This is a genomic window from Serratia sp. JSRIV001 (assembly GCF_019968745.1).
GTDB lineage: Bacteria > Pseudomonadota > Gammaproteobacteria > Enterobacterales > Enterobacteriaceae > Chania > Chania fonticola_B.
The window spans coordinates 2,268,532-2,283,235 of the sequence record NZ_CP074147.1 but is presented as its reverse complement, the minus strand read 5'-3'; the positions used below and the strand labels follow the sequence as shown (position 1 = coordinate 2,283,235).

Here is a 14,704-nt window from a genome sequence, read left to right as displayed (position 1 = left end):
GGTGGAGGTGAGCGACGGTAGCGACTCGCTACCGTACTGGCATACAACGCAAGGTGCGGTATGACTGCGATTTAACCATCAAAACCACGACAAGATTGGCCCCAAACTGATATAGCTTGTATCAACTTGATAATCTTATGCTTATCAATATGATAAATTATCGTCGCACAGCGTCTTTGCCATACCGACCTTGGTGCGGCCTCCCCCTCTTAGACCACCAAATACTCTCCCCTTACGCCATAAACCAGATTCACTTCACAAATCCCACATCCGGCTGATTTCTCAAGCCATTATGGCCTGTAAGTTGCTGCTGTTGGCTATCGCGACTTTTTCTCTCACCGAGGAGAGCAGGATGCCTGTAGGAACCTCGCCCGAACGCGTCGATGCGCAAGCCAAAGTCACCGGCCGGGCACGTTATACCGACGATATGACCATGCCGGGTATGCGTCATGCCAAATATGTTCGTAGCCCGATTGCCCATGGTCTGGTTACGCGTATCGACACCAGCAAAGCCCTGCAACTGCCAGGGGTGGAAGCCATATTCACTTATCAGGATGTGCCGCAGCATGGTTTTCCGACGGCAGGCCATGCGTGGTCATTGGATGCCAATAAGCGTGACGTAGCGGATAAACAGTTGCTGACCCAGCATGTACGTCATCACGGCGATGGAGTGGCGATCGTGGTCGCCTGCGACGCGTTAACGGCAGAGAAAGCCGCCATGCTGGTTGAAGTGGAATATCAGGCACTGCCAGTGATGACCACAGCAAAAACCGCGCTGGCAGCCGATGCGCCGCTGTTACACGGCGGTAAAAGCAATCTACTGAAACAGCACCAGCTCAACGGCGGCGATCCCGTGGCAGCATTGGCTGCGTCAGAGATCGTGATCGAAGGCAACTACAGCACGCAGGTAGTGCAACATTGTCATCTGGAAGGGGTGATTTCCTACGCTTACATGGACGAGATGGATCGCATCGTGATCGTCTCAAGCACCCAAATTCCCCATCTGGTACGCCGTGTGGTAGGCCAGGCGCTAGATCGGCCATGGTCATCCATCAGGGTGATCAAACCCTATATCGGCGGCGGGTTCGGCAATAAGCAGGACGTATTGGAAGAGCCGATGGCCGCATTCCTGACTTGGAAACTCGGCGGCGTGCCGGTCAAGGTTGAACTGAGCCGCGAAGAGTGCTTTTTGGCATCTCGTACCCGTCACTCGTTCTCCATCAGCGGTAAGATGGGCATTAACCGCGACGGCATCCTGCAAACCTATAGCCTGGATGTGCTCTCCAATACCGGGGGATATGCTTCTCACGGCCATTCGATTGCCTCCGCCGGGGCCAATAAAATCGCCTATTTGTATCCGCGTATCGCCTTCGGCTACCAAGCCACCACCTTTTACTCCAACCTGCCGAACGCCGGTGCCATGCGCGGCTACGGTGCACCTCAGGTGACCTTTGCCCTGGAATGCATGATTGACGAAGCCGCCGCCCAACTGGGGATGGATCCACTGGAAATGCGGCTCAAAAACGTCGCCCGCCTGGGGGATGTCAACCCGCTCAATCACAAGGAGATCAAGAGCGCCGGGATTATCGAGTGCCTGCAAAAAGGCCGGGAACTGTTTGAGTGGGATGCCCGTCGTGCCGCCTGCCTGAACCAAAGTGGCCCCATCCGCCGCGGCGTTGGCGTGGCCTGCCTGAGCTATGCGTCCAATACCTATCCAGTTGGCGTCGAGATTGCCAGCGCCCGGCTGTTACTGAACCAGGATGGCACCGTCCATCTGCAAGTCGGCGCGACGGAAATTGGCCAGGGATCGGATACCGTGTTTGCACAAATGGCGGCGCAAACCATCGGCGTGCCCTTCTCTTCCCTCTACGTTATCTCCACCCAAGACACCGATATTACCGCCTACGATCCCGGTGCCTTCGCCTCGCGGCAAAGCTATGTTGCAGCCCCTGCCATCCGCCAGGCCGCTACAGAGTTGCGCGCCAAGATCCTGACCCATGCAGCCTTTATGTGCAGCCAACCCGAATGGGCGTTGGATGTGATCAACGGCGAGGTGGTGCTGAAGGAGATGCCGGAAAAAGTGTTGTGCTCGGTGCAAGAAGTTTCCATGAGCGCCCATTACGATCAGGAGGTCGGTGGGCAGATTATGGCCGAGGTGTCCTGCAAAACCCGCAGCAATCCGCCCGCCTTTGGCTGTACCTTTGTTGACCTCACCGTCGATATTGAGCTGTGTAAGGTCACCATCAACAAGATCATTAACCTGCACGATTCCGGCCAGATCCTTAACCCACTGCTGGCCGAGGGCCAGGTGCATGGCGGCATGGGGATGGGCATCGGCTGGACGCTGTTCGAAGAGATGATCATCGACGAGCAAAGCGGCATCGTGCGCAATAACAATCTGCTGGATTACAAGTTCCCTACCATTCTCGATCTGCCAGAGTTGGACTGTGCGTTTGTCGAAACCTATGAGCCGCAATCTGCCTATGGGCACAAGGCGCTGGGTGAGCCGCCGCTGATCTCTCCCGCCCCGGCGATCCGCAACGCCATCTGGATGGCAACTGGCGTGAAGATAGATGAGTTACCACTAACGCCCAAAACGCTCTATCGCTATTTTTCGCAAGCGGGCCTGATCGAGTAACTGGAGAAAATTATGTACGATATTGCGCACTATTATCGGGCGACCTGCATAGACGATGCCGTGCGGCAATTAGCCGCCGATCCGCAGGCCCGGTTGATTGCTGGAGGTACCGACGTGCTGATCCAGCTCCATCATATGAACGGTAAATATCGCCATCTGGTGGATATCCATGGCCTGAACGAGCTGAACGGTATCGAGCTGCTGCCGGATGACACGCTGCGCATCGGCAGTGGCACCACCTTTAGCCAGATTATCGATTCACCGTTGGTGCAACGCCATATCCCGATCCTGGCAGAGGCAGCCGCGACGATCGCCGGGCCCCAGGTGCGGAATATGGCCACGCTGGGCGGGAATATCTGCAACGGTGCCACCAGTGCCGATTCCGCCTCACCCTGTGTGGTGATGGAAGCCGAGCTGGAAATCGCTACCCCCACAGGGCTACGCCGCACGCCGATCCAAGGTTTCCACACCGGTCCAGGCAAAGTCGCGTTAGGGCAAAATGAGGTCGCCGTAGCATTGCTGTTTAGGCCACAGCACTATCAGCACTTTGGTGCCAGCTATTACAAATACGCCATGCGTGGTGCGATGGATATTGCCACCATCGGCTGCGCGGCGGCCTGCAAAATTGAAAATGGCCACTTTAGCGCGGTGAAAATCGCCTTTGGCGTAGCGGCCCCAACACCGATCCGTGCCCCAAATGCCGAGGCCGCAGCTCTGGGTCAGCCATTCAATGCGCAAACGCTCGCCGCCGTGCGTGAGGCGGTCATACGTGACGTGCTGCCACGTTCATCCTGGCGTGCCAGTAAAGAGTTCCGTATGCAAATCATCCGTACGCTGGCAGAGCGCGTGCTGGCCCAGGCGGCCCAACGTGCTGGAGGAGAGTTATCATGTTGATCAATTGCACCATCAATGGCCGCCCCTATCAGTTCGAGGTCGATCCCCGCCTGTCGCTAATGGAGTTACTGCGCCAGCAAGGGCTTAACAGCGTCAAACAAGGGTGCAGCGTGGGCGAGTGTGGTGCCTGTACCGTACTGATCGACGATGTCGCTACGGACACCTGTATTTATCTGGCGCTCTGGGCCGATGGCAAAACCATCCGCACCACCGAGGGCGAGGTGAAACAGGGCAAACTGTCTGCCGTACAGCAGGCTTATGTGAATGTGGGGGCGGTGCAGTGTGGTTTTTGTACGCCGGGACTGGTGATGACCAGTACCTCGATGGTGGAACGTTTTCGCGGCCACCGCCTTACCGAGCAGGAGATCCGCCGCGGCCTGGCTGGGAATTTATGCCGCTGCACCGGCTATACCTCGATCGTCAAGGCAGTGGAGCAGGCGCAGCAGCTGGATGAGGAGATACCGCGTTGAGAAACGCGGGTAAACGCTAGTGGCGGATTTGCGCCAGCTCTTCTTCTGAAAGACCGGTCAGCTGTATGACCATAGCGTGATCGAAGCCCTTAGCCAGCATGGAGAGCGCTATCTTCAAGATGGCTTCTCGCCCTTCCTTTCGCCCTTCCTTTCGCCCTTCCTTTCGCCCTTCCTCAATACCTTTCTCTATACCTTTATCGAAACCTTTCTGCTCGAGATATTCTGCAATAGTCATCAATTCCTCCTCATGCTGCGGCGCGCGTCTGGCCAATTCACGGAGCAGTCTCTCCGGTTTGGTCGTACTCCCCATCTGCAGCATATAGTTAATCAACGATATCAGTTGTTCTTTAGTAGTGTATCCGGCCAACAATAATGTGACCAGTCGTTCCTGTAGTTCGAACAGATCGCGATGGCGCACATGTTTTTGTAACAGCTCCAGAATGGCCATACGGCGGTGTTGCATGATCTCATCGTCGGGAATGACGGTAACGTCAACTAAAGGAAAATGTCCCGCGTAAAGTTGCCTAGCCAATTCTGGGTCACTGAACTCCTCAAGCCAACTCATCGAATACGGGTAAGGTGTGGTCTGCCCGTGGTAAAAGAGCATCGGGATAACTAATGGTAGCCGATCGTGACCCGCCTGAAGATGGCGTTGCATTGCGGCAATGGCGTAACGTACCAAACGGAATGCCATATGCTTGTCGGGCGAACTTTGGTGCTCAATCAGAGCATAGACATAGCCGTCATCCTTACCGGTTTTCAGCGAGTAAAGCACATCGGAGTAATAAGCACGCAGGTCGCGCTCGATAAAACTACCTGGCTCTAGCTTTAACGTATTCAGATCGCAACTTTGCAGCAAATCTGGCGGCAAATGCATTTCCAGAAAGTCGCGGGCGGTGGCGGGATGGGTGAGGAACTGCTTAAAAACCGCATCATGTGGAGTGGGGGTAGGCTTTTTCATGTCGGTCATCCTGGACAAAACATGAGCAAAACCTACTACAAGCTGAACGTGGTTAAAATTACCTACGTGCAACCTCTGGAGTCAACTCGCAAAACGAGGTTGAACGCTGATAGTGGGCGCAGCATGCAGCGCCCCTACCTTTAGCATCGAGTGCAAGTTGGTCAGCAATCTGCTCGGTTACTTCATTAAATCGCCCAGCCACCGGCATAGAATACCACCAGCGCCACCGCGATAATCACCGTGCCAATATTCAGTTTGCGCCACTCGTTAGAAAACACGCGGCCAATCACCAGCGTGCTGAAGCCCAGCATAATGCCGGTGACAATGTTACAGGTCAGCACGATAAATACCGCGCACACCAGGCCAGACATGGCATCGACAAAGTCGTCAAAGTCCAGCTTGGCCACGTTGCTCAGCATCAGCAGGCCCACATACATCAGCGCCGGTGCCGTCGCATAGCCGGGGACCAGATAAGACAGCGGTGACAAGAACAGGATCAGCAAGAACAGTACGCCCACCACCGCCGCCGTCATGCCGGTTTTACCGCCAGCAGCCGTTCCCGCAGCAGACTCGATATACACCGCAGCCGGTGAGGCCCCAACCAACGCAGAGAACATGCTGCTCATGGAGTCGGCGGTTAATGCCCGGCCACCGTTGATAATCTGCCCATCCTTGTCCAGCAGGTTAGCCTGCCCGGCGACCGCCCGGATGGTGCCCGTGGCGTCAAAAACAGCAGTCATTACTAATGCCAATACGCTGGGCAGTATCGCCGGATTCAACGCCCCTTTGATATCCAGGCTGAAAATCAGCGAGCTACCGTCCGGCCCGGAGAGGCTGGGCAACGCAAACAGCCCCTGATATTTCACATTAGGATCAAAAATTAGACCGATAACGGAAATACCGATGATCACCAATAAGATCCCGCCCGGCACACGTAATTTCTCCAGCCCGAGGATCATCGCCAGGCCGAGCAGCGACATCATCACCGGGAAAGACACAAACGACCCCAGCGCCACTGGCAAGCCGTCCAGCGGGTTCTTGATCACCATGCCGACGCCGTTGGCAGCGATCAGCAGCAGGAACAGACCGATACCAATCCCGGTGCCATGCGCTATGCCCATCGGCAGGTTACGCAGGATCCATGAGCGCACCCCGGTTACCGAAATGGCGGTGAATATCAGCCCCATCAGGAAGATCGCCCCCAGGGCAACGGGGATGCTGATATGCTGGCCAAGCACCAGGCTGAAAGCGGTAAACGCCGTCAACGAGATGGCGCAGCCAATAGCCATCGGCAAGTTTGCCCACAGGCCCATCACCAGTGACCCCACACCGGCAACCAGGCAGGTAGCGACAAACACCGCCGCAGGAGGGAAGCCCGCCTTGCCCAACATGCCGGGCACCACGATCACCGAATAGACCATCGCCAAAAAGGTGGTCAACCCTGCCAATACTTCCTGCCGTACGCTGCTACCCCGCTCGCTAATCTTGAAATAGCTGTCTAGCGAGCTGGCCGCTTTTTCTGTCGTCGCCTGCGATAAATTATTAGACATATCAATGGCCTCTGAAAGTTTACACTCACCTACCCTGCGGGCTTGACGTTACGGCACTCGCTGGGGTAACACCAATCCTGGCAAATTGCAGTGCGGTGGTTTTAAGTACGTTCATACACCAGCCAGCCATCGACATAGGTGCGATAGATCGACCGGTCATCCCCTAGCGTCATCATGACAAACAGCTTATCCATCAAGGTTTTTGAGTTGTCGTAGCGCAGCTGTTGCAGCGGCGTGGCCGTCGGCTCCAGCACCACAAAGTCCGCCTCTTTCCCCAGGTTGAAGTTACCAATGGTGTCCGCCAGCCCCAGAGCATCGGCCCCGCCCAACGTCGCCAGATAAAACGCCTCATACGCTGAGAGCCGGTAGCCCTGCAGCTGCATGATTTTGTATGCCTCGTTCAACGTTTGCAGCATGTTGAAGGTGGTGCCCGCGCCGATGTCGGTGCCCATCCCCACCCGCACCTTTTTCCGCCAGGCGTTGGGCAAATTAAACAGGCCGCTGCCGAGATACAGGTTGGAGGTCGGGCAAAAGGCGATGGATGATTGGGTTTGGTGCAGACAATCCCACTCGGCGTCTTCCAGATGCACACAGTGGGCAAATACGCTTTTTCTGCCGGTCATGCCGTAGTGATGGTAAACATCGAGATAACTTTTACGCTCTGGGAACAAGGCTTTCACCCAAGCCACTTCATCCTTGTTTTCCGACAGGTGGGTATGCAGGTAAACATCCGGGTATTCCTGGCGCAAGCGTTTCACCATCTCCAGTTGTGCCGGTGAGGAGGTTGGCGCAAAACGCGGGGTGATGGCGTATAACAGGCGGCCATTGTTATGCCAGCGCTCAATCAGCGCCTTGGTTTGGCTATAGCTGCTTTCTGGGGTATCCAGCAGGTAATCGGGCGCGTTGCGATCCATCATCACCTTACCGGCGATCATCCGCATATTGATATGGCGCGCCGACTCAAACAGCGCCTCTACCGATTCGGGATGCACGGTGCCGAACACCAGCGCAGTGGTGGTGCCATTACGCAGCAGCTGCTTGATGAAAAACGCCGACATCTCGCGGGCGTATTCCAGATCGTTATAGCGCTTCTCCGCCGGGAAGGTGTGCTTGTTCAGCCAGTCCAGCAGTTGTTCGCCATAGGCTCCTACCATTTCACACTGCGGATAGTGAATATGGGTGTCGACAAACCCTGGCACGATCATTTTACCGCTGTAGTCGCGTACCCGGATGCTGTCGGGGATCTGGTGGTGCCCCTCTTCCCAGTCGCCAAACCACTCCACTCGCCCATCACGAATGATCAGTAGTCCGTCTTTAATAAAGCGCAGATGGCCCTCGATTTCTTCCGGATGCTGTACGGTGCGGGTGATATCGAGAAAACTGCCCCGCACGGCCTTGATTGATTGTTCACGCTCCATACTGAAATTCCTTGTCGCCATAAAACGGATGTTGCCAGGCGGGCGCCGCATACAGCGCCCCTAAGTAACCTTTGTCAGCAATCTCAATCGGTGTTTTTTTCCGCTGTAACCACCTCGAACTCGGCCTCCTCGGCGTCAGGTTTTTCACGCGGGTTCTGCGGTATCAGCAAATTGAGGAAAATGGCCGTGAGCCCACCGGCGCAGATCGGGTTTTCCACCAGCACATAAATCGACTCGGGCAAAATACGAAACACTTCCGGATCGTAAGAGACGCCAAGGCCCAGCCCCAGCGAGGTGGCAACGATGATGGTTTCGCGACGGTTTAAACCGTCAGAGATAATGATGCGTATCCCGGCGATGGCGATCATCGAGAACATCAGTGTCATGGCGCCCCCCAGCACTGGTGCGGGGATAGTGGTAAAGAAGCGGCCAATGACGGGAAACAGCCCCAGCACCACCAGGATCACGGCGATATATTTGCCGATATGGCGCGAGGCGACGCCGGTCATCTGGATCACGCCGTTATTCTGGGAAAATGTCGTCAGTGGCAACGAGCCCAGCATGGCGGCAATCACCGAGACCAGCCCATCGGCCAGCACTCCACCGCTCAGGCGTGCGGTATATTCATCCCCCTTGATGGGCTGCTCGGACACTATTGCGGTAGCGGTGATACTGCCGACCGCCTCCAACACGCTGAGCAGATAGATGATGCCAGCTACCAGGAAGGCATGCAGATCGAAAGAGAAACCGTATTTAAAGGGAACGGGAACGGTCATTACCGGCAGGTTTTGCATCACCGAGAAATCCACCATGCCCAGGCACAAGGCCACGACATACCCGACAATCAAGCCGATGGCGATGCCCCCCATGCGTAATAATGCGTTCTGGCAACAGTTAAACCCGATCACCACCAGCAACACCAACAGGCCGATACCGATATTTTCATAGTTGCCAAAAGTGCCGCTGCTTTTCGCTGAATAACCGCCGCCAAAATCGATAATGCCCACCTTGATCAGGCTCAAGCCAATCATCAGCACCACAATGCCGCTCACGGTGGGCGTGATCACCCGTTTCAGATAGGGCAAAATAAACGAGGAGCCCACCACCAGGAATGCACCAACAAAAGAGATGCCCAGCAGCGTGGACATGATCGCTTCCACATGCAGGCCATCGGCTTTCATTGTGCTACCCAAGGCGATCATTACCGTCACAAAGGAAAAGTTGACCGATTGAATGGACAATAAGCCGGAGCCTACGCGGCCATAGCGATTCACCTGCAACCAGGTGCCAATCCCTGAGGCTATCATTGCCATCGATACCAGATAGGCCGTGACGTCCGGCGGCAACCCCAGCGCGGTGCCGACGATCAGTGCAGGTGCCACCATCGGCACAAAAATAGCCAGTAAATGGGTGATTGCCCCCACGATGCATTGGTCGAAAGGTGGTTTATCTTCCACCCGATAAATAAGGTCGTTATTTGAAGTAGGCATATCAGACATCTCTTTACTCCATTCCAGTAAATTTGATCATCTGATTCAATAAGCTCCACGCCCTGCACTTTCGCCATGTTGATCCCACGGGCTAGCCTGAGCGATGAGCTCATATATGGCGGCAATAACAGATTAGCCTTTGGCTAATATATTGAATCGTTTATACCCGCCACCGGTTTAACTCGGCAGGTATAGCGGGATAATGACCGTAATTGGCCACTATCCCGGTACGACTTATTACAGAGTCTACGCTGACAGCTTATTTAACCCCCTCAAAATCTTCTCAGGGGTGAAATGCCATTCGCGCAGCCAAACGCCACAGGCATCGTGGATTGCCATAGCGATGGCCGGGGCCGCTCCGTTGACGCCAATCTCGGAGATCGACTTGGCCCCATATGGCCCCACCCGATCGTCGCTGGGCACCAGGAACGCCTGGAAATCCAACGGGATATCACCAATCTTCGGTGCGCCATAGCTTTGCAAATCACGAGTGATCGGCGAGCCTTGGCTGTCATAGATAATCTCTTCCGTCATGCTGTGGCCGATGGCGCGCATTGAAGCCCCGTAGATTTGCCCCAGCGCCAGCTCCGGGTTAACCGGGGTGCCGCAATCGAGCAAGGCATAAAACTTATCCAACCGGATCTCCCCGCTGCGCACGTTGACTGCCACCTCGGCAAAGTTGGCGCCAAACGGGAAGGCAAAGTTAGAAGAGATATAGCTGGCGGTGGCCACCAGGGTGCCAAAGCCGGTGCCCGTTTCTGCCTTATGGGCAATCTGGGCGAACGTCACTTCGCCCTGTTTACCGCGCACCACGCCTGGAACCACCAGCGTGACGTCGCTTTCTGGCTCACCCAGCATCTGCGCGCCGTGGAACAGGATTTTTTTCCTGAGATTTTCCGCCGCATTCTTCGCCGCATTGCCGGAGAAGCAGGTTCCGGAAGAAGCGTAGGCCCCTTTATCAAACAGGGCATGGTCGGTATCGCCGGAGATCACATGTACGTCTGCGAACGGGCAGCACAACACTTCCGCCGCCAGTTTGCCCACGACCGTATCCAGCCCGGTGCCGATGTCCGCCCCGCCGGAATGCACGATAAAGGTGCCGTCCGACTCAAGCTTGATCATGCAGTTGGCCTGATCGATATCCGGAATACCGGATTTTTGCATGATAATCGCCACGCCACGGCCAATCTGCCAGTCTCCCTGACTGACTTTCGGTGAGCGCCACTGGATCAGCTCACGCCCTTTGCGCAAGATCGGCTCCAGCGCACAGCTGGCGGCACTTGGCACCGAAGTCGGCATTTTTCCTTCGCCAATCGCCCCGAGGATTTTCAACTCTTGCCCTTCAACTACCCGATTACGCTCGATGATATCCAGCGGATCCATCTGCAGTTTTTCCGCCATTTCCGCCAGGATCATGGTCAGGGCGAAGTTGCCTTTTGGCGCACCGTAACCCTGATAAGCCCCGTTTGGGCAGATGTTGCTGTAATAGGTGGTCACCTGGAAATTGACGTTATCGCAGGGATAGAGCGGCAGCGACAGCGCCGGGCCGTTGCTGGGCACCGTCAGCGCATGGTTGCCATAAGGGCCGGTATTGGCCAGGAAGTTCATATCGATTGCCGTCAGGCGGCCATCTTTTTTCGCACCAATCTTCACCCGCACCTTGGCCACGTGGCGTGAGGTGTTGCTGATGAACTCTTCTTCGCGGGTGTAGTGGAAATAAACCGCACGGCCGGTTACGCAGGTTGCCCAGGCACACACTTCTTCCAACAGGATATCCTGCTTGGAGCCAAAACCGCCGCCGACCCGCTCTTTGATCACGTGCACTTTATGCTGCTTGAGCCCGACGATCCTGGCGACCTGGCGGCGCAGGTGCCAAGGCACCTGGGTTGACGCGTGGATCACCAGCCGATCGCCGTCCATGTAGGTGTAACAGACGTGCATTTCCGCCGGGCACTGCTGCACCTGTTTGGATTCGTAGGTGCGCTCCAGCACCACGTCCGCCTCGGCAAAACCTTGATCCACGTTGCCAATGCGTCCATGTACCGCGGCGGCAATATTGCTGTGGGGTTTGGCACCAATCGGGAAATTGATCGTCACATGCTCGGTGCCACGCTCTGCGCTACCCTGGTTCTGCTCGGCCAGGTCCTCCGGTGCGCCGTGGACGTAAACAATCGGCTCGTCGTGTACCAGCGGTGCCCCTTCCGCCATCGCCTCATCGATCGACATCACCGGTTTAAGCACTTGATATTCGACATCGATCAACGCCAGCGCGGCCAACGCAATCTCTTCGCTCTCGGCCACAACCGCCGCCACCCGGTCACCCACGTGGCGCAGCTTTTGGCCAAACATCCGGCGATCCAGCGGTGAAGGTTCTGGCGCGCTTTGCCCACCGGGGGTGTAATAGATATCCGGGCAGTTGCGATGGGTGATCACATGCACCACCCCAGGCAACGCCTCGGCTTTGCTGACGTCCAGATGTGTGATCAAGGCATGAGGATGCGGGCTGCGCAGCATCTTGATGATGCAGGCATTGCGGGCCACGCGGTCCTCCACATAGCAAGGCTTGGCCTGTACCATTTTCGCCGCGTCCACCTTAGGACACAGCTTACCGACCACGTTCAGATCGCTGCGGAATTCGGGAGCCGCGAGCGACTGGAATTCAGGATCGTTACGGCGAGCCACCGCCAGCGCTACGACCTGATAGAACTGCTGATAACCGGCATCACGGCTGAACAAGCCTGACAGCGCATCGTCTATTTGCGCGCGCGTTGGTTCCTCAATGCGGGCCAACAGATCCGTCAGGATCAGCGCCGCCGCCGCATCGTTATAGCCGGACTGGACGATCCCCACGTCCACCATTGCCTGTTGCACCAGGCTGAGCTGGTTCCAGCTCCCCAGCGCTTCGGCCGTGGTCACCGCGCTATTATCCAACTGGGCGGCGATCAGCAACGAGGCGTTGACCACCACACCGTTGAGCAGGATCGCGTCCGAACCGGCAAAGCCGAAGCCGTCATCGCTATTGCGGACCGAATGCATTCCCAACGTAAACAGCAGTTGCTGGACGTTTTCGCCGGGTTGGCACTGCATTTCCTGCGGGATGCCGTTAAGCGTAAAGCGAATATTCATCATGCTTTCTCCCCTGATGCCTGGCAAGCCGCCAACAGGTCTGCCACCACCACACCGGTGATATAGCGCTTATAGGCGCGGCTGCCACAGATGTCGTCTGGCGGAGATATCATCTGCGCCACTGCCTGCTCCAATGCCGGGCCACTCAGACCACTGTTCTCTGCATCTCGCAGGCGGCCAGGAGCCATCACACCGCTCAGGGCGATACGAATTTTCGCCTGCGCATCGCGGGATACCGCCGCAGTCACCACCGGCAACCCCGCCGCTGAACGGGCAATTTTACGGGTAGCGCAGGTACGGTAAGGCTCCGGCAGTATCACCGCCAGCAGTAATTCACTGCCGCCGCACAGCGGATAGTCTTCCAGCGCCATCGTCTTGCCGCTGCCCACCACCACCTGGGCACTCAATGCCAGCAGCACCGGCAGCAGCACCGAATCTTTCGTTGCCGAAACGACTTCACCACCCAGCGTGGCCTGATTGCGAATATGGCGGGAATAGACAAAACCCAGCGCCTCACGCAGGGCCTGCGGGATAAGCTGGGTATCCATTAAACGCTGTAAGGTAATGGTGGCACCGATATGCAATGCCCCCTGCTGCCAGCTCACCTGATCCAGCCCCAGCTGCGACAGCCCGATGGCAATCTTTTGCCGTGTTTTAGTGGGTGTGGCGTTTAGTTTGCTGCCGCCAGCGAAATAGACGGCATCCTGCTGGTACTGGCGTTTTAGCTCTAGCGCCTGCTGTACCGATCCTGGCCGATAGAATTGCTCAATCATGTTGCACCCTCATCAATGTCAGCCGCCCCGGTGTTCGCAGGGCGGCGACCGGTTTACTTCAAGGTATCCATACGCTGCCACAGCTTGGCCGCTACCTTGCGCGCCTCGGCGTAGATCGGTTCCACATCGAACGGGAACTGGCGATCCTGATAGACCATGCGGCCTTCCACCATCACGCTGTTGACGCTGCCAGCCCCCATGCCGAAGGCCAGATGCCCGCCGATATTCTGCGCCGCCAGCGGCGTGGGTGACGGGTAGTCGCAGATGGTCAGATCCGCTTTGTAACCGGCGGCCAGGCAGCCGAAGTTGGCGCCAAAGTTGCGCGCCAGCAGTTGATTCCCTTTGGCCAGGAAGCGGGCAAAGCTATCCGGCCACAACGGCCCGCCCGCATCACGGTGTTTAAAGAAGGCAAACTTCAGCTCTTCAAACATGTCTGAGCCGATGCCGTCGGTGCCGAGCGCCAGGTTGCGGTACTGCGCCAGCTGATGGTTATAGCCCACGTGGTTGTTCATATTGGAGCGGGCGTTGTGCACCAGGAAGGCATCCTGCTGGTTGATCAGTTCGATGTCCGCTGCAGACAGATACAGACCGTGGGCGACCAACGTTTTTGACCCGATCAGGTCGTATTGCGCCAGGCGCTCGATCAGATCCTTGCCATATTTGTCGTGGCTATGGGATACGTCATAGCTGTCCTCGGCGGCGTGGATATGCAGACCACGGCCGGTACTTTTAACCGCCGCTTGCAGCATCTCCAACCCGGCATCAGAAACCGTGAACGGTGCGTGAGCGCCAATATGCGCCTCCACCAGGTAAGGCTCCTTACCGGCTTTTTTGGCGACGTCGATCAACTGGGCAAAAGCAATATTCTCCTCCACGCCAGCCCGCAGTTCGCGCTCCCCGCCGTTGCGATCGGTGGTTTCAAAACAGGTCATGCCGCGCAGCCCGGTCTCGATAAAGCCTGCGCGCAGGGTTTTCAGCGAACCGGCGATAAAGTTGGGCGAGGCGTGGTGATCGATCACCGCCGTACAGCCGCTCTTGATGGCTTCCAACGAGCAGATCAGACCGCTGTAATACAGCGATTCCTCATCCAGCGCCCGATCCAACCGCCACCACAGGTTCTTCAGCGTGGAGATAAAGTCCGGGCTGGGCGCGATGTTGGCCATAATCCCGCGTGATAACCCGGAGTAGAAATGGTTGTGGGCGCACACAATCCCTGGCATCACCCATTTGCCGTGCATATTGCGCACTTCCGCCTGGGGATATTTGGCCGCCAACCCTTGCCCCACCTCTTTGATCAACGCCCCTTCAATGGCGATATCGATACCGTGCTGTACGCTGGCGGGGTCGAGCTGCACGCCGGTTGCATTGGTTAATATCAGCATGA

The 14,704-nt window shown here is 56.6% G+C and carries 10 protein-coding genes; 3 read left to right on the top strand and 7 right to left on the bottom strand.

What is annotated here, in order from left to right; translation table 11 throughout:
* The first annotated feature begins 352 nt into the window (after positions 1-352).
* The 3 genes from xdhA to xdhC are packed head-to-tail and all read left to right on the top strand — an operon-like array spanning position 353 to position 4,002.
* Positions 353-2,638: a xanthine dehydrogenase molybdenum-binding subunit XdhA gene (gene xdhA / locus KGP17_RS10280; protein WP_223499259.1), complete on the top strand. Its 2,286-nt coding sequence runs from the start codon at positions 353-355 to the stop codon at positions 2,636-2,638.
* 12 nt (positions 2,639-2,650) lie between these two features.
* A complete protein-coding gene (xdhB, locus tag KGP17_RS10275; protein WP_179252993.1) occupies positions 2,651-3,532 on the top strand; it encodes a xanthine dehydrogenase FAD-binding subunit XdhB in 882 nt (293 codons plus the stop codon).
* A complete protein-coding gene (gene xdhC / locus KGP17_RS10270) occupies positions 3,526-4,002 on the top strand; it encodes a xanthine dehydrogenase iron sulfur-binding subunit XdhC (protein WP_021804789.1) in 477 nt (158 codons plus the stop codon). Before xdhB ends, xdhC begins: the two co-directional genes overlap by 7 nt.
* Positions 4,003-4,018: 16 nt before the next feature.
* Here the strand turns inward: xdhC and KGP17_RS10265 are convergent, their stop codons facing one another.
* From KGP17_RS10265 to ssnA, 7 genes are all read right to left on the bottom strand, one after another.
* Positions 4,019-4,963: an Rpn family recombination-promoting nuclease/putative transposase gene (locus tag KGP17_RS10265; RefSeq protein WP_223499258.1), complete on the bottom strand. Its 945-nt coding sequence runs from the start codon at positions 4,961-4,963 to the stop codon at positions 4,019-4,021.
* A gap of 185 nt (positions 4,964-5,148) precedes the next feature.
* Positions 5,149-6,513: an NCS2 family permease gene (locus KGP17_RS10260; protein ID WP_223499257.1), complete on the bottom strand. Its 1,365-nt coding sequence runs from the start codon at positions 6,511-6,513 to the stop codon at positions 5,149-5,151.
* Between the two features lie 101 nt (positions 6,514-6,614).
* Complete coding sequence (gene guaD / locus KGP17_RS10255) at positions 6,615-7,931, bottom strand: guanine deaminase (protein WP_223499256.1); 1,317 nt, start codon at positions 7,929-7,931, stop codon at positions 6,615-6,617.
* A gap of 83 nt (positions 7,932-8,014) precedes the next feature.
* Positions 8,015-9,430 carry a nucleobase:cation symporter-2 family protein gene (locus tag KGP17_RS10250; RefSeq protein ID WP_021804795.1) on the bottom strand — a complete coding sequence of 472 codons (1,416 nt, stop codon included), beginning with the start codon at positions 9,428-9,430 and terminating at the stop codon, positions 8,015-8,017.
* 237 nt (positions 9,431-9,667) lie between these two features.
* Positions 9,668-12,547: a molybdopterin-dependent oxidoreductase Mo/Fe-S-binding subunit gene (locus KGP17_RS10245; RefSeq protein WP_223499632.1), complete on the bottom strand. Its 2,880-nt coding sequence runs from the start codon at positions 12,545-12,547 to the stop codon at positions 9,668-9,670.
* Positions 12,547-13,320, bottom strand: coding sequence for a molybdopterin-dependent oxidoreductase FAD-binding subunit (gene ygfM, locus KGP17_RS10240; protein WP_223499255.1), 774 nt, complete (start codon positions 13,318-13,320; stop codon positions 12,547-12,549). The genes KGP17_RS10245 and ygfM overlap by 1 nt, the downstream gene beginning before the upstream one ends.
* Before the next feature lie 53 nt (positions 13,321-13,373).
* Entirely contained in the window at positions 13,374-14,702 is a 1,329-nt protein-coding gene (ssnA, locus tag KGP17_RS10235) for a putative aminohydrolase SsnA (protein ID WP_209527637.1), read from the bottom strand.
* Between the last annotated feature and the right edge of the window lie 2 nt (positions 14,703-14,704).